At 23.4% G+C, this 15,664-nt stretch carries 14 protein-coding genes and 4 tRNA genes; 5 read left to right on the plus strand and 13 right to left on the minus strand.

Annotated elements, in window-relative coordinates:
* Positions 1-230: 230 nt before the first annotated feature.
* The 10 genes from rplL to AB4W66_RS00210 form a co-directional block, all read right to left on the minus strand.
* Positions 231-599 (minus strand): 50S ribosomal protein L7/L12, encoded by a 369-nt coding sequence (gene rplL, locus AB4W66_RS00165; protein ID WP_367674890.1) that lies wholly within the window; start codon positions 597-599, stop codon positions 231-233.
* 52 nt (positions 600-651) lie between these two features.
* On the minus strand, positions 652-1,146 hold the full coding sequence (gene rplJ, locus AB4W66_RS00170; protein WP_367674891.1) for a 50S ribosomal protein L10: 495 nt from the start codon (positions 1,144-1,146) through the stop codon (positions 652-654).
* 230 nt (positions 1,147-1,376) lie between these two features.
* On the minus strand, positions 1,377-2,063 hold the full coding sequence (rplA, locus tag AB4W66_RS00175) for a 50S ribosomal protein L1 (protein ID WP_367674892.1): 687 nt from the start codon (positions 2,061-2,063) through the stop codon (positions 1,377-1,379).
* Between the two features lie 11 nt (positions 2,064-2,074).
* Entirely contained in the window at positions 2,075-2,500 is a 426-nt protein-coding gene (gene rplK, locus AB4W66_RS00180) for a 50S ribosomal protein L11 (RefSeq protein WP_367674893.1), read from the minus strand.
* Positions 2,501-2,618: 118 nt separating this feature from the next.
* Positions 2,619-3,167, minus strand: a complete 549-nt coding sequence (gene nusG, locus AB4W66_RS00185; RefSeq protein ID WP_367675101.1) for a transcription termination/antitermination protein NusG — start codon at positions 3,165-3,167, stop codon at positions 2,619-2,621.
* Positions 3,164-3,541: a preprotein translocase subunit SecE gene (gene secE, locus AB4W66_RS00190; protein WP_367674894.1), complete on the minus strand. Its 378-nt coding sequence runs from the start codon at positions 3,539-3,541 to the stop codon at positions 3,164-3,166. The genes nusG and secE overlap by 4 nt, the downstream gene beginning before the upstream one ends.
* A gap of 313 nt (positions 3,542-3,854) precedes the next feature.
* Positions 3,855-3,930 (minus strand) — tRNA-Thr (locus AB4W66_RS00195).
* Positions 3,931-3,937: 7 nt separating this feature from the next.
* A tRNA-Gly gene (locus AB4W66_RS00200) sits at positions 3,938-4,012 on the minus strand.
* Positions 4,013-4,041: 29 nt separating this feature from the next.
* Positions 4,042-4,123, minus strand: a tRNA-Tyr gene (locus AB4W66_RS00205).
* A gap of 15 nt (positions 4,124-4,138) precedes the next feature.
* Positions 4,139-4,211, minus strand: a tRNA-Thr gene (locus AB4W66_RS00210).
* Positions 4,212-4,419: 208 nt separating this feature from the next.
* On the opposite strand from AB4W66_RS00210, the gene AB4W66_RS00215 reads away from it, so the two are divergent.
* Positions 4,420-5,277, plus strand: a complete 858-nt coding sequence (locus tag AB4W66_RS00215; RefSeq protein WP_367674895.1) for a methylenetetrahydrofolate reductase — start codon at positions 4,420-4,422, stop codon at positions 5,275-5,277.
* Here the strand turns inward: AB4W66_RS00215 and argE are convergent.
* A complete protein-coding gene (argE, locus tag AB4W66_RS00220; RefSeq protein ID WP_367674896.1) occupies positions 5,272-6,423 on the minus strand; it encodes an acetylornithine deacetylase in 1,152 nt (383 codons plus the stop codon). The genes AB4W66_RS00215 and argE overlap by 6 nt on opposite strands.
* A 197-nt stretch (positions 6,424-6,620) precedes the next feature.
* Here argE and argC point away from each other — a divergent pair, with 197 nt between their 5' ends.
* Genes argC through argH form a run of 4 tightly spaced genes read left to right on the plus strand, consistent with a single transcriptional unit; the run spans position 6,621 to position 11,115 of the window.
* Positions 6,621-7,628, plus strand: coding sequence for an N-acetyl-gamma-glutamyl-phosphate reductase (gene argC, locus AB4W66_RS00225; RefSeq protein WP_367674897.1), 1,008 nt, complete (start codon positions 6,621-6,623; stop codon positions 7,626-7,628).
* A 22-nt stretch (positions 7,629-7,650) separates the two neighbouring features.
* Positions 7,651-8,442, plus strand: coding sequence for an acetylglutamate kinase (gene argB / locus AB4W66_RS00230; protein WP_367674898.1), 792 nt, complete (start codon positions 7,651-7,653; stop codon positions 8,440-8,442).
* A gap of 31 nt (positions 8,443-8,473) precedes the next feature.
* Positions 8,474-9,679 (plus strand): argininosuccinate synthase, encoded by a 1,206-nt coding sequence (locus AB4W66_RS00235; RefSeq protein WP_367674899.1) that lies wholly within the window; start codon positions 8,474-8,476, stop codon positions 9,677-9,679.
* Between the two features lie 59 nt (positions 9,680-9,738).
* Positions 9,739-11,115, plus strand: coding sequence for an argininosuccinate lyase (gene argH / locus AB4W66_RS00240; RefSeq protein WP_367674900.1), 1,377 nt, complete (start codon positions 9,739-9,741; stop codon positions 11,113-11,115).
* Between the two features lie 872 nt (positions 11,116-11,987).
* Here the strand turns inward: argH and rpoD are convergent.
* Together rpoD and dnaG are read right to left on the minus strand one after the other, a co-directional pair.
* The gene (rpoD, locus tag AB4W66_RS00245; protein ID WP_367674901.1) at positions 11,988-13,817 is read right to left on the minus strand and encodes an RNA polymerase sigma factor RpoD; all 1,830 of its coding nucleotides are present in this window, start codon (positions 13,815-13,817) and stop codon (positions 11,988-11,990) included.
* A gap of 78 nt (positions 13,818-13,895) precedes the next feature.
* On the minus strand, positions 13,896-15,641 hold the full coding sequence (gene dnaG / locus AB4W66_RS00250; protein ID WP_367674902.1) for a DNA primase: 1,746 nt from the start codon (positions 15,639-15,641) through the stop codon (positions 13,896-13,898).
* Positions 15,642-15,664 lie beyond the last annotated feature (23 nt).

Raw genomic sequence — 15,664 nt, forward strand, 5'->3', positions numbered from 1 at the left:
CAATAAGCACAAATAAAAAATGTGTTCTTCAATAAGTTTATAGAATATGCTATAAATCATATAAAATTTTGATTGTTTTTTTAAGTTTATTGATTTTTTATAGCAATTTTGTGAGAAGAAATATTTTTAAAATTGATAATTTTAAAGTTTTTTAAAAAAAAATTATAAAGGCTGGTATAAAATTTTTACCAGCCAAAATAATTTAAAAAAAGAAAAAATAAATATTTTAATTATTGAATTTCTACTTTTGCACCAGCGGATAGTAATATTTTTTTTAGAGATTCAGCATCAGATTTGTTTACTTTTTCTTTTATTAAGGTAGGAGCAGATTCAACTAGATCTTTGGATTCTTTTAATCCTAACCCAGTAGCACTACGAACTGCTTTAATTACGGAAACTTTATTTTTTCCTATTTCTTTTAGTAATATGTTAAATTCTGTTTGTTCTTCTTTTTTTTCTTCTTTTTGTTGTGAACTAGTGTTTACAGACATATTAGAAGATACTTTGAATTTTTTTTCCATTTCAGATACTAGTTCTGTAATATTCATTACAGACATTTTTGATATTGTTTCTATTATTTGTTCTTTAGTGATAGTCATAATAGTTTTTCCTATAAAAATTTAGAAATTATATTTTTTAGACATTATTTTTTTAATTTAGATTTTTCTTATTAATATTATTTAATGTTCGTACTAATTTTCCAATTGAAGATTCTTTCATTACTGACAGTAATTTTATAATTAATTCTTTGTAAGTAGGAATTTCTGATAATTTTTTAATTTGACTCAATGTTAATATTTTTTTTTCGAATACTGCATTAGTAATTTTAAAGTTGTTATTTTTTTTAGAAAAATTTATTAATAGTCTAGCTGCACTTCCAGGATGTTCCATAGAATAAGCAATTAATATAGGTCCAGAAATAAAATTTTTTAGACATTCATAATTGGTGTCTTTAATTGCTATATTGAATAGTGTGTTTCTTATTATTTTAATAATTACTCCTGATTTCCTAGCTTCTTTTCTTAATTCATTTATTTCATTAGATTTAATATATTTTGTTTCTCCTACAACAATAGATATTGATTTTTTTGTTATTTTTCGTATTTCAGAGATGATTATTTTTTTTTCTTTTATATTCAATACCATTTTATTGACGCTCCTGAATTTTAGAATTCATTTTTTTAAATTATATTAATAATAATTTCTAAAAATTCGGTATATGAAAATATTGACAAAATTAAAAAATAATTTTATTAAAAATAAAATATTTTATTTTTTAATAAAGATTGTTAATTATCAGGATATGTTAAATGCATTTTAATATTTAGACTATATTACAGCCTTATATTTTTTTATATTTAAAAAAAAATATTTTTTTACAGTATAGAATCGATAGTAATTGCAGGTCCCATAGTAGTAGAGAAGAATATTTTTTTTATAAATATTCCTTTTGAAGTAGTTGGTTTTAGTCTCTTTATTGATTCTAGTAATGTTATAAAGTTATTTTTTAAGTTTTCAACTGGAAAATTAATTTTTCCAATTGTTGTGTGTAAAATTCCATTTTTTTCATTTTTGTATCTAATTTGTCCGTTTTTAAAATTTTTAATTGAATTTTTAATGTTTTCTGTAACCGTTCCTAGTTTAGGATTTGGCATTAATCCTCTTGGTCCAAGAATAGAGCTTATTTTTCCTACAATATGCATTGTGTCAGGCGATGCAATAACTATATCAAATTTTATTTCTTTGTTTTGTATTTTTTTCAAAAGATCTTCTGCTCCAACAAAATCTGCTCCGTTTTCTTTTGCTATTAAAGCATTTTTCCCTTGAGAAAATACAACAATTTTCATTTTCTTACCTATTCCATGTGGTAAAATTGTTGTTCCTCGTATATTTTGATCTGATTTTTTTGGATCAATTCCTAATTTTAAAATAATATCTAGACTTTCTGTAAAGTTAACTGAAGATATTTTTTTTAGAAGTTTTATTCCTTCTTCAATTGTATATTTTTTTTTAAAATCAATTTTTTTTAAGAATTTAGTTTTTCTTTTACTATTTTTTTTCATATTTTTTAAATTTAATCCTTAATTATTATTCCCATCGATTTAGCTGTTCCTTCTATAGATTTCATCATATTTGTTATATTTTTTCCTGTCATATCTTTAGCTTTTAAAATAGCGATTTCTTCTAATTGTAATTTATTTATTTGACCTACTATATCTTTTTTAGTTGTTTTAGAACCTAACTTAATTCCAGCTATCTTTTTCAAAAGAATTGATGCAGGTGGAGTTTTAGTAATAAAAGTAAAACTTTTGTCGGAATAGACAGTAATTATAACTGGAATAGGTAATCCTTTGTCTAAAGATTCTGTCTTTTTATTAAAAGATTTACAAAATTCCATTATATTTAAACCTTTTTGACCTAATGCTGGTCCGATTGGAGGACTAGGGTTTGCACTTCCTGCAGGAACTTGTAATTTTATGTAAGATTGTATCTTTTTCATTGTATGTTTTTTAACTTTATCTTTTATGAATCGAATTGAGTATTAGTTTAATTAGATTATTAATTTGTTTAAATTAATTTAAATATTTTTGTTATTTTTATTTTTTTATAAAAAATATTTAAAAATTTTTTTCTACTTGACTAAAATCTAATTCTACTGGAGTAGATCTTCCAAATATTGAAATTGAAACTTTAAGTCTATTTTTTTCATAATCCACTTCTTCAACAACACCGTTAAAATCAGCAAATGGACCATCTTTTACACGAACAGTTTCACCTGGTTCGAAAACTATTTTTGGTCTAGGTTTATTATTACTTTTTTTAAGTCTTTTTTGAATTATTTCTACTTCTTTATTACTAATAGGAGAAGGTCGTTCAGAATCACTTCCAATAAATCCCATGACTCTTGGTACATTTTTTATTAAATGCCAACTGCTATTACTCATATTCATTTGTATTAATATATAACCTGGAAAAAATTTTTGTTGACTTTTTTTTCTTTGTCCAGATCTAATTTCAATGACAGCTTCTTTAGGAACCATTATTTTTCCAAATGAACTTTTCATTTTTTTTAGTTTTATGTGTTCTTGAATAGATTTTACTACTTTATTTTCAAATCCAGAAAAAGTTTGTAGAACGTACCATTTTTTTTTGATATTCATTTTTATAAACCTGAATTAGTAATAAATGATATCATATGAAAAAAAAATTTATCTATAGTCCATAATATTAGTGAAATTAATGTTGTAACTATAGATATAGTTAGTGTTATATATAAAGTTTCTTTAGTAGTTGGCCAAATAATTTTTTTTATTTCTATTTTAGATTCTTTGATGATTGTAATTATTTTTTTTCCGTTTTTTGTTTTAGAATAATAAAATAATATAATTGATGTTAATAAAAATGTTAGTAGTGTTTGTTTTAATGTATTTGTTTTTAAAAAATATATTTTTTCTAATACAAGTAAAAATGTTGTTATTATTATAATAATCCACTTTTTTTTTTCTATTTTATTTAAATTTTTTTGATTTTTTTTATACATTATTTGTTCTTTATAGTTTTTTTATTCAATTTTATAATTTTTTTGTGAATTAGTATATTTTTTAAATATCAACTAAATAATTAAAATATTTAATATTTTCTTTAAAGTTTTATTTTCTTACTTAGTCTTAGTTAAATAGTTTCTTGTTTTTTTATTTAGGATTTACTTGATTATTATTTGATTATTAAAGGAAAACAAAAATTTATTTTTTAAATTTTATTATTCTAAATTTTTGTTAATTTTATTAGAATTAGTTTAACTATTTTATTAATAAAATTAATAAAATTTAATTTAATAATCTAAATATTAAGGATGGTGCTGACACCCAGATTTGAACTGGGGACCTCACCCTTACCAAGGGTGTGCTCTACCGACTGAGCTATATCAACATGATTTTGGAGCGGTCAGTGGGAATCGAACCCACATCATCAGCTTGGAAGGCTGAGGTAATAACCATTATACGATGTCCGCAAGATAAAATTATGTTTTTATTTTTTTTTTGGTGGGAGAAGGATTCGAACCTTCGAAGTCTACGACGGCAGATTTACAGTCTGCTCCCTTTAGCCACTCGGGAATCCCACCTTTTTTTATATTTTATGCCGGCTACCGGAATCGAACTGGTGACCTACTGATTACAAGTCAGTTGCTCTACCTTCTGAGCTAAGCCGGCAATGCTTAATTCTATTCTACGAATAGATTTAAAATTTTGCAATAGAAATATTTTTTTTTAGTGTTTTTTTTTAAATATTTTTAAAATATAAAAAATACTAACTTTTATTATTAAAGAAAGATAAAAATATTTTATAAAAAATATTTTTTTTAAAATGTTATTATAATTCATTTATTTGTAATTTTATTACATAAAAAGGTGGTTATATATGTTTAATGTTAATAAGAAAATAAATTTTTCATTTGAATTTTTTCCACCGGTATCTGATATTTTAGTAGAAAGAAGATTTTGGAATACAATAAGAAAATTATCTGATTTTGAACCAGATTTTTATTCAATAACAAGTGGAACAACTACGATTAGGCAGAAAAAAACGTTTGATTTTGTAAAAAAAGTTGTAAAGAAAACTAATGTTAATATAGCTGTACATATGACTTGTATAAATAATAGTGTTAGTGAATTAGAAGAAATTTCTAGAAATTATTGGAATCAAGGTATAAAAAAAATTGTTGCTTTAAGAGGAGATAAAAAAGAGTTTAATAATAAAAAAATGTATGCTTCAGATTTGATTTCTATTTTAAAAAAAGTCGCTGATTTTGATATTTTAGTTGCTGCATATCCTGAAGTACATCCAGAAGCAAAGAATGCACATAGTGATTTAATGTATTTAAAAAATAAGTTCGATTGTGGAGCTAGTAAAGCTATTACTCAGTTTTTTTTTGATTCAGAAAAGTTTTTTCGTTTTCGGGATAAATGTATAAAAAATGGGATTTATTCAGATATAATTCCAGGAATTTTACCGGTAATTAATATAGATCAGATGATTCGTTTTTCTAGAATGAGTAATATTTTCATTCCTAAATGGATATATGAGATTTTCAATGATTTATCTAATTTAGATCCATCAGTCAATAAATTAGTAGGACAAAATATAACTATGAAAATTGTTGAAGATCTATTTTTAGAAGGAGTTAAAAAATTTCATTTTTATACTTTAAATCAATATGAAATTCCATTTTCCACATGTTTAATTTTAAAAATGAAAAAAAAATTTAAAATTTTATAAAAAACAAATAAACTCTATAATTTTTTTTATAATTTTTTTTGTTTTTTTCACGTATGACAATTCTAAGAATTCGTTGGGTTGGTGTGCTTGTTTTATAGAACCGGGACCCAGTAAAATCGTTGGAGCTATTTTATGCAAATAAGATGCTTCACTACAGTAATTTACTACTGTTTTTTTTTCTTTAGTAATTTTTTCTATAGTTTTTATAATTTTTTCGTGTTTAATAGATATTTCATAGCTTGGTATAGGAGGATGTAAATTATGAATTTTAATATAACCCCCCCATTTTTTTTTAATTGGAAGCAAATATTCGTTAAATATTTCATTAAAAATTTTATATGGGAATTTTGGTAGTAATCTTATATCAATGTGTAATTCGCAAAATTCGCAAATAGTATTTGACGAATGCCCACCTTTAATATAACCGAAATTCATTGTTGAATAAGGCACTTTAAATTTTTTTTGAAAAACAAAATCTTTGATTTTTTTTTTAATCTTTAATAAATAAAATATCGTTTCGTGCATAAGATTTATACTATTTATTTTCTCAGAATCACTAGAATGACCTGAATTTCCCAGAGTAATTATTTTTTTTGTAATATTTCCTTTATGACCTACAATTGGTACTAGATTAGTAGGTTCACCAACTATTATTAAATCAGGAGAAATTGTTGAAAATTTTAAAAAAAATTTTACCCCTAACATTGAAGTTTCTTCATCAGCAGTAACTAGTAAGTAAATTGGTTTTTTTATTTTTTTTATTTCTATTTTTGTCATTAAATCTAATATACAGGCAAAAAAACCTTTCATATCTACAGCTCCTAGTCCATAAAATTTATTATTTACTATAGTTAATTCAAATGGATTGCTTTTCCACAATTTTTCATTGTAATTAACTGTATCAGAATGTCCACTTAGTAATAAACCTCCTTCTCCAGATCCTATTTTTGCAATTAAGTTGAATTTTTTTTTGTTTTTTTGGATTTTTTGAATATTAATTTTAAATCCTATATTTTCAAGCCATTCTGCAAGCAATTCAATTATTTTTTTATTGCTTTGATCAAAAACAGGGTTTTCAGAACTTATGGAAGATACGTTAATTAATTTAGAATACATTTCTAAAAATGATGGATTTTTTTTTTTCATTTTTTTGTTTTAAGATAAATAAAATTAAGAGTTTTTTATACAAGTATTTTTATTGTAAAATATTAATTTATTAAGTATATTTCATTTAAAATAAAAATAAAAATTTTATTTAATTTAAAGTTTTTAATTTAAATGTTAGTAGAAACTACATTAGAAAATAAAATGAGGATAAAATAGTTAGAGGATAGATTTATTATATGTTAAATATTCTTATTGTTGGAGCAAGTGGATATTCTGGGGTTGAATTAGTTACTTATTTTAATAAACACAAATATATTAAAAATATTTTTTTAGCTGTTTCAAATGATAGTAAAGATATTGGAAAATCAATTTCAGAAATACACCCTAAATTAAAGGGAATAGTAAATATTTTTTTAGAATCTATCGATAAGTTTACAAATCAGAAAAATGATATTGATGTTGTATTTTTGGCTACTGATCATATTGTAAGTTATAATTTAGTACCAATATTTATTTCTTTTGAATATATAGTTTTTGATCTTTCTGGTGCATATAGAATTAAAAATAGTGATTATTATGAAAAATATTATGGATTTCTTCATAAAAATAAAGATTTATTAAATCTTTCTGTATATGGTTTACCGGAATGGAATTCAAAAAAGATAAAAAACGCTCAATTAATTTCTTTACCTGGTTGTTATGCTACTTGTATTGAATTATCAATAAAACCTATTATAGAGAAAAAAATAATCGATTTTACATTCATTCCTGTTGTAAACGCTATTAGTGGAGTTAGTGGAGCAGGTAGAAACCCTAAATTTTCAAATTCTTTTTGTGAAGTTAGTTTACAACCTTACAATATTTTTACTCATAGACATAATCCTGAAATATTTGAACAAATTGGTGGTTTTCCTATAATTTTTATTCCTTGTTTGGGTAATTTTTCTAGAGGTATATTAGCAACTATAACGTGTAGATTAAAAAAAAATATGGATATTTTAGAAATAGAAGAAATTTTTTCTTATTTTTATGGTAATAAATTTTTCGTTCGGTTACACAAAAATAATATACCTAGTATTTCTGCAATTATAGAAAAGCCATTCGTTGATATTGGTTTTAAAATTCAAGGTAGAAATTTGGTCATTATAGCTGCTGAAGACAATTTGTTGAAGGGGGCTGCTTCACAAGCAGTACAATGTTTTAATATTCGTTTTGGAATTTTAGAAACACATTCTTTATTGTAAATTTTTTATAGGAAATATTTTTATGAAAGATAATCCTTTAGTTATAAAATTAGGAGGAGTTTTATTAGATAGTCGTGATTCTATGAAGATATTTTTTGATTTTTTATCGACTTATTTTCATAATTACTCTAGAAATTTAATAATTGTACATGGTGGTGGGAAAATAATAGATGATATGATGAAGAAAATAGGTATGAATATAAATAAGATTAATGGAATAAGAGTAACCAATTCGTCGAATATTGATATTGTGGTTGGAGCATTAGCAGGAATAGCTAATAAAAGAATTTTATCTTATTTAAAAAGGAATAAAATTAATTTTATTGGTGTTTCTTTATCTGATGGAGATAGTGTTTTAGTAGAAAGATCTAAAAAATTAGATTTCAAAAATCATACAGGAATTCCAAAATCAGGTAATCCAAAATTGTTATTTGATTTGCTTTCAAAAAAAATTCTTCCTGTTGTTAGTTCTATAGGAATTACAAAATATGGAGAATTAATGAATGTTAATGCAGATCTAGCAGCTTCTGCTTTAGCAAAAACATTGGGTGCTGATTTAATACTATTATCAGACGTAAGTTCTGTTTTAGATAAAAGAGGAAATCGAATAGATTCAATTAATAGAGAAAAATTTAATGCACTTATTAATGATGGAACTATTAAGAATGGTATGATAGTAAAAGTTCAAGCAGCATTAGATGCTTCTGAAGTATTAGGAAAATCAGTTCAAATTGCAAGTTGGAAAGAAAATAATGAGAAATTAAAACTTTTGTTTAATGGAGAATTATCAGTTGGAACTTTCGTATATAAATAAATATATATATTTTTTTTAATGGAGCTTTGATATGAAAAAGATAAAAAAGACAGTTGTTTTAGCTTATTCAGGTGGTCTTGATACTTCTGTTATTATTCCATGGATAATAGAGAACTATAATTTTGAAGTGGTGGCTTTCGTAGCAGATGTTGGACAATCTAGGAAAGATTTATTAGGAATTGAAGAGAAAGCTTTAAAATCTGGAGCAAAATCAGTTTATATCTCTGATTTGCGTGAGGAATTTATAAAAAATTACATTTATCCAATGTTGCAATCTGGATCTATTTATGAAAATGGATATTTGTTAGGAACGGCTATAGCTAGACCTGTTATTGCAAAAGCACAAGTAGAATTAGCAAAAAAAATAAACGCAGATTTTTTATCTCATGGATCTACAGGTAAGGGCAATGATCAGGTACGTTTTGAATCCACTTATGCTGCTTTGTCATCACAATTTAATGTAATTGCTCCTTGGAGAGAATGGGATTTTTCTTCAAGAGAAGATTTATTAAATTATTTGAATAAAAAAAAGATTAGTACTACTGCAACAGCTAAAAAAATTTATAGTAGAGATGAAAATATTTTTCATATTTCTACAGAGGGAGGAGAACTAGAAGATTTATCTAAATCACCTTCTAAAAATTGTTGGACTTGGACATCTTCTTTGAAGTCTTCTGCAAGCAGTCCAGAATCTGTTTCAATAAAAATAGAAAATGGTAGAATTATTTCTATTGATAACAAAAAAACAACATTATTAGATTCTTTAGAATATTTAAATAAAATAGGTTCTAAACATGGAATAGGAAGAATAGATATTGTTGAAAATAGATTAATTGGTATGAAATCTAGAGGCTGTTATGAAACACCTGGAGGAACTATTATTAATAAAGTTTTACGAACAATTGAAGAATTAGTTCTCGATAGAGATTCTTTAAGATGGAGATCTATGATTGGTTTAGAAATGTCTTATTTAATTTATGATGGAAAATGGTTTACTCCACTTAGACAATCTATTTTGTCTGCTTTAACACCGTTTATAAAATTGCTGAATGGATGTGTTGAATTGGAATTGTATAAAGGATCAATAACCATAAAAAAAAGATATTCTAAAAATTCTTTATATGCTAGAGATTTTGCAACTTTTGGAAAAGAAAAAACTTTTAATCAATTTGATGCAAATGGATTTATACGCATACATTCTTTATCTTCTCGAATTAGAAATTTAAAAAAAATATAATCAATATAAAAAATAATTTTTATCTTTTCAATAAAATATAAAAAAAAAATGAGGTCTGTATGGCACTTTGGGGTGGTCGATTTTCTATGAAACCAGATGTGTTTTTTAAAAAATTTAATAGTTCTTTAGAAGTTGATTATCGTTTAGCTGAACAAGATATAATTGCTTCAATTGCATGGTCTGATGCAATTTTTTCTTGTAAAATAATTACTAAGGATGAACATGATAAAATACAAAAAGTATTAATTGTTTTATTAAAAAAAATACAAAAAAATCCAAAATTAATTTTAACTAGCGGAGAGGAAGACGTTCATAGTTGGGTAGAAACAGAACTTACAAAACAGTTGGGAGTATTAGGTAAAAAAATCCATGCCGGACGTAGTAGAAATGACCAGGTTACTACAGATTTAAAATTATGGTGTAAATCTCAAATTTTTTTATTAATCAAAAGTTTAGTTAATTTAGAAACTGTTTTAGTTTCAACAGCTGAAAAATATATTTCAGTCATTATGCCTGGTTTTACTCATTTACAACATGCTCAACCCATAACTTTTTCTTATTGGTGTTTAGCTTATTTAGAAATGTTTAAAAGAGATGAATGGAGATTAAAAGATGCATTGAATAGACTTGATTTTTGTCCTTTAGGTAGCGGTGCACTTTGTGGTACTTCTTGGAACATTGATAGAAAGTCATTATCTAATAAATTAGGTTTTTCTGAACCCACAGATAATGCGTTAGATAGTGTTTCGGATAGAGATTATGTAATGGAATTATTATCAATTGCTGCAATTAGTATGATTCATTTATCTAGATTTTCAGAAGATTTAATTATTTTTAACTCTAGTGAGTTTGGCTATGTTGAATTATCGGATTTATTAACTTCTGGTTCTTCTCTTATGCCTCAAAAGAAAAACCCTGATGTTTTGGAATTAATACGTGGAAAAAGCGCTCGTGTTTGTGCTTCAATGATGCGTATTTTTTTTCTTTTTAAGAGTTTACCATTATCTTATAATAAAGATATGCAAGAAGACAAGGAAGGTTTGTTTGATGCTTTTAAAACTTGGAATGATAGTTTGAATATGTCTTCTATGGTTTTAAAAACGATAGAATTAAAAAAAAATAGATGTTTTTCTTCTGCAAAAAAAGGTTATTCTAATGCTACTGAATTAGCAGATTATTTAGTAAAAAAAGGAGTTAGTTTTAGAGAAGCTCATCATATAATTGGAAATATAGTACAAGAATCAATTAAACAAAATAAATTATTAGAAGAATTAGATATTTCTGTTTTTAAAAAATTTAGTTCTTATTTTGGTTCTGATTTATATCAAGTTTTGTCTTTAGAATCTTGTTTAAATAAACGGAATTCTCATGGTGGAGTGTCAAACAATCAAATTAAAAAGTCGATTTTAAAAGAAAAGAAAAGATTAAATCTTTAATAAAAAAATTTTAAAAAAGTAAAATTAATTTTTTTAAAAAATGAAATTTAAAAATTAAACTTTGATTATTTTTTTATATTCTAATTAAAAAATGGATTTTTTAAAATTTAAAAGAAATAATTTTAGTTGAAAAATTTTTTATTATTTGTAATTTTTATATTTATTTTAAATAAAAATATATTGAGTATAAAATTTTTATTTTTATTAAAATAAAAGTACTTTTTTAAATTAGAAAAAATATAAATTTTACTTAATATTAAAAATATATAATTCATAAATAAAAAATTTTAAGGAATATGTTTTATAAATCTAATATTTCTTAATAAATTTTATTTATTGAGTAAAAAAATCTTTTTTAATTTTTTTTAATTTTTTAAATTAATTTTAGTTCTAGTCTTTTATATAATTAGTAGTTTTTTTTTGATTTTATTTTAAATTAATATTTAAAATATTTTTTTATTCATACTTTAATAAAAGTATAAATGATTAGGAAGGGAATATTAAAAAAGAAGTTTATTTATAATTAAATTATTTAAAATAATTGAAAAAAGATTAATGTATTCATAAAAAATTAATAAAAATAAAAAAAATAATTTAATAATTTTAATGTTTTGATTAATTTTAATGGTATAAATTTCTATAAATTAATAAAAAACAATTTTTTAATTGTTTTTTGTTTTAAATAAATTTTAAGTTTTTTTTTAAAATATTTTTTTAGACGAATTTTTTAAAAAATGTTTTTGTATATTTAAAAATTTTTTAAATTTTTAATTTTTATATATTTTTTAAAAGCTTCCAATAAATTTTATAAGGAAGCTTTTATTTTGACAATCACATTTTAGTAAAATTATAAAATATTTTAGCTTATTTTTTTAATCATCTAAAAAGCTTCTCAATATTTCTGATCTACTGGGATGTCTTAGTTTTCGTAAAGCTTTTGCTTCAATTTGTCTAATTCGTTCTCTAGTAACATCGAATTGTTTCCCAACTTCTTCTAAGGTATGATCAGTATTCATATCAATTCCAAATCTCATTCTTAGAACTTTTGCTTCTCTTGGTGTTAAACCTGCTAATATATCATGTGTAGCAGAACGCAAACTTTCTGAAGTTGCAGATTCTAATGGTAACTCTAATGTAGTATCTTCAATAAAATCACCTAAATGAGAGTCATCATCATCTCCTATAGGAGTTTCCATAGAAACCGGTTCTTTTGCTATTTTTAAAACCTTTCTAATTTTTTCTTCTGGAATTAACATTTTTTCAGATAATTCTTCTGGAGTTGGTTCTCTTCCAATTTCTTGTAACATTTTTCTAGAGATTCGGTTTAGTTTGTTTATAGTCTCAATCATATGTACAGGTATTCTGATTGTTCTTGCTTGATCAGCAATAGAACGAGTAATAGCTTGTCTAATCCACCAAGTTGCATATGTAGAAAATTTGTATCCTCTTCGGTATTCAAATTTATCTACTGCTTTCATTAATCCAATATTTCCTTCTTGTATTAAATCTAAAAATTGTAATCCTCGATTAGTATATTTTTTTGCTATAGAAATTACTAATCTTAAATTTGCTTCAACCATTTCTTTTTTGGCTCTTTTTGCTTTTGCTTCTCCTATAGCCATTCTTCTATTAATATCTTTAACTTGTTCGATAGTTAAACCAGTTTCTTTTTCGATTTGTATTAATTTTTTTAAACTTAAAGAAATTGTTTCTTTAACTGATTTTATTTTATGAGACCATATTTTTTTCATTTTTTTAAATTTATACGACCAATTTTTATTGGTTTCATATTTATTAAAAAAATAAATGAATTTTTTTTTAGGTATTTTGCATTTTTCTATACATAAATTCATAACCATTCTTTCTTGTTTTCTTACTTTTTTCATCATTTTTTGCATATTATTTACTAATAAATCAAATTGTTTTGGTACTAATCTAAATTGTTTAAATATTTTTGATAGATTATCTATAGCTAATATAGAGTCTTTGTGGAATCTATTTTTGTATTTTATTGTTTCATTAGTAATTAGATATTGTTTTTTTAGTTCAGAGAATTTTTTTTTAGCTAATTTTGGATCGATTTGATGTTCTTCTGTTTCATTTTTTTCAGATTCTAGTTTATTAACATGTTCTTCTAAAGATAATTGTGATCCAATATGTGAAATATTACTATTGTTTATTTCTTTTATTTTTGGATCAATAAACCCGATGATTAAATCTGATAATCGTATATCTCCTGATTCAACTTTTTCATATTGATTTAATAAATAAGTAATTGCTTTTGGATATTCGGCAACAGATGATTGTACTTGATTTATACCCTCTTCTATTCTTTTAGCAATATCAATTTCCCCCTCCCTAGTTAACAATTCTACAGAACCCATTTCTCTCATATACATACGGACAGGATCAGTAGTTCTTCCTAGTTCTGATTCTACACTCGATAATACTTGTGTAGCTGCTTCGACAGTATCTTCATCTGCATCATTTGTACTTGCATTTAATATTAAATCATCGGCATCGGGAGCTTCTTCTACAACTTGAATACCCATGTCATTTATCATTTGAATAATGTCTTCAACTTGATCAGAATCAATTATTTCTTCAGGAAGATGATCATTAATTTCTGCGTAAGTTAAATAACCTTGTTCTTTACCATGATTTACAAGTAGTTTGAGTTGTGATTGTGGGTTTTGTTCCATAGTACATTTCTACATTTTTTTATTTATTAGTTAGACAATAGAATTATTTTTCTTTAATAAAATATTTTATTAAAATATTTATTTTTTTATTTTAGATAAAGAAACATTTATGTACCATAATTCTTTTTTTTCATTTGTATTTAATCCTATTTTTCTTTCTTTAGAAATAAGTTTTTCTAGTTTTTTTTCTAATTGTTGTTGATATATTTTAATTAGTATATCTAGGAACATTTTTTTTGTTTGATTTTTTTCTACCATATAATCTAATATAGTTAATTTTTTTAATATTTTTCCTATTTTGAAATTTCGAAACATTTCTAATATTTGCATGGTGTTATAACTAGGATTTTTTATACAAAATCTTAATAGTTTTAGAAAAATAGAAAATCCAGATATATTTAAATTAGTCGCTATTATTTCTAATGGAACTAATTGGAAGAGTTCTGGATTTTGGATTAATAGTCCAATTAAAATTCGTATTGGGGTTTTTTTAATTATATTGAAATTTTTGTATGTTTTATCTTTGTTTTTTAAAAATTTTTTTAGTTGATTTATTTCTAAAATTCCTATTTTTGACCCCAACATTTGTAATAAATAGAATTGTATGGTTTTTCCTGGTATTTTTTTTATTAATGGGATTATTAAAGAACTAAATTTAGATTTTTCAGAAAGAGAAGTTAAAGAATTATTTTTAGATAATTTTTTAAAAATAAATTCTGAAAAACATATTGATTGTTCAATTCTTTTTTCAAACTTTTCTTTTCCTTCTTTTCTAATTATAGAATCTGGATCATGTCCTTTGGGTAAAAATATAAATTTTATATTTTTTTTATCTTCTATATATGTAAGTGAAATAATTAATGTTCTCCATGCTGCTATTCTCCCAGCTGAATCTCCATCATAACAATAAATTATTGTGTTGGAAATTTTAAATAAATATTGAATTTGTTTTTCGTTAATAGATGTTCCTAGTATAGCCACTACAGGATATTTTATATTAAATTGATATAAAATTATGACATCGAAATATCCTTCTACTACTAGTATTATTTCTGTATTTTTATTTTTTTTAAAAATTTCATAAATTCCATAAATTTGTTCTCGTTTTTTAAAAAAATCGGTTTCTGATGAATTTAAATATTTTGGTTTTTTTAGATTGTTTACTAGTCTTCCTCCAAAACCAGAAATTTTTCCATATTTATTACGGATAGGAAACATAATTCTATTTCTGAAATGTTCGTAATTTTTTTCTTTATTTTTATTAATTATTATTCCTGATTTAATAAGGATTTTTTTTTCTGCTTCTTTAAAATTTAAAAAAATATTGTTTTTTTCGTTGGAATATCCAATATTAAATAATTTTATTATATCATTTTTTACCCCCCTATTTTTTAAATAATTTAATATCATATAATTATTTTTTGAAAATAAATTTTTTTGATAGAAATTTTTTACTTTTTTCATTAATTCAAAAAAAATATTTTTTTTAAATAAATAGTTGTTTTTTTTTATAAAAAAAGATTTAAAAATATCATTTTGACCATTAATGATACTTAGTTGTTCAATAGAGTCTAAAAAATTTAATTTTTCGTAGTCTATTAAAAAATCAATTGCATTTCCATGAGCATTACATCCAAAACAATAGTAAAATTGTTTTTTCTCATTAACTATAAAGGATGGTGTTTTTTCACTATGAAAAGGACAAAGAGATTGATAGTTACTACCTTTTCTTTTTAGTTCTATTTTAGAATTAATTAAATCAATAATATTAGTTTGTAATAATAATTCATTAATAAAACTTTGCGGAATTTTCCATTTGTTCATTTTTTATAAGATTACATTTTAAA

This window comes from Buchnera aphidicola (Tetraneura ulmi) (genome assembly GCF_964058925.1).
Classification (GTDB): domain Bacteria; phylum Pseudomonadota; class Gammaproteobacteria; order Enterobacterales; family Enterobacteriaceae; genus Buchnera_D; species Buchnera_D aphidicola_B.

Excerpts from the sequence above, each read along its gene's own strand:
- AB4W66_RS00235 (WP_367674899.1), top strand. The coding sequence starts at position 8,474 with ATGAAAAAGATAAAAAAGACAGTTGTTTTAGCTTATTCAGGTGGTCTT.
- rplL (WP_367674890.1), bottom strand. The coding sequence starts at position 599 with ATGACTATCACTAAAGAACAAATAATAGAAACAATATCAAAAATGTCT.
- rplK (WP_367674893.1), bottom strand. The coding sequence starts at position 2,500 with ATGAAAAAGATACAATCTTACATAAAATTACAAGTTCCTGCAGGAAGT.
- argC (WP_367674897.1), top strand. The coding sequence starts at position 6,621 with ATGTTAAATATTCTTATTGTTGGAGCAAGTGGATATTCTGGGGTTGAA.
- argB (WP_367674898.1), top strand. The coding sequence starts at position 7,651 with ATGAAAGATAATCCTTTAGTTATAAAATTAGGAGGAGTTTTATTAGAT.
- rpoD (WP_367674901.1), bottom strand. The coding sequence starts at position 13,817 with ATGGAACAAAACCCACAATCACAACTCAAACTACTTGTAAATCATGGT.
- secE (WP_367674894.1), bottom strand. The coding sequence starts at position 3,541 with ATGTATAAAAAAAATCAAAAAAATTTAAATAAAATAGAAAAAAAAAAG.
- AB4W66_RS00215 (WP_367674895.1), top strand. The coding sequence starts at position 4,420 with ATGTTTAATGTTAATAAGAAAATAAATTTTTCATTTGAATTTTTTCCA.
- argE (WP_367674896.1), bottom strand. The coding sequence starts at position 6,423 with ATGAAAAAAAAAAATCCATCATTTTTAGAAATGTATTCTAAATTAATT.
- dnaG (WP_367674902.1), bottom strand. The coding sequence starts at position 15,641 with ATGAACAAATGGAAAATTCCGCAAAGTTTTATTAATGAATTATTATTA.
- rplA (WP_367674892.1), bottom strand. The coding sequence starts at position 2,063 with ATGAAAAAAAATAGTAAAAGAAAAACTAAATTCTTAAAAAAAATTGAT.
- argH (WP_367674900.1), top strand. The coding sequence starts at position 9,739 with ATGGCACTTTGGGGTGGTCGATTTTCTATGAAACCAGATGTGTTTTTT.
- rplJ (WP_367674891.1), bottom strand. The coding sequence starts at position 1,146 with ATGGTATTGAATATAAAAGAAAAAAAAATAATCATCTCTGAAATACGA.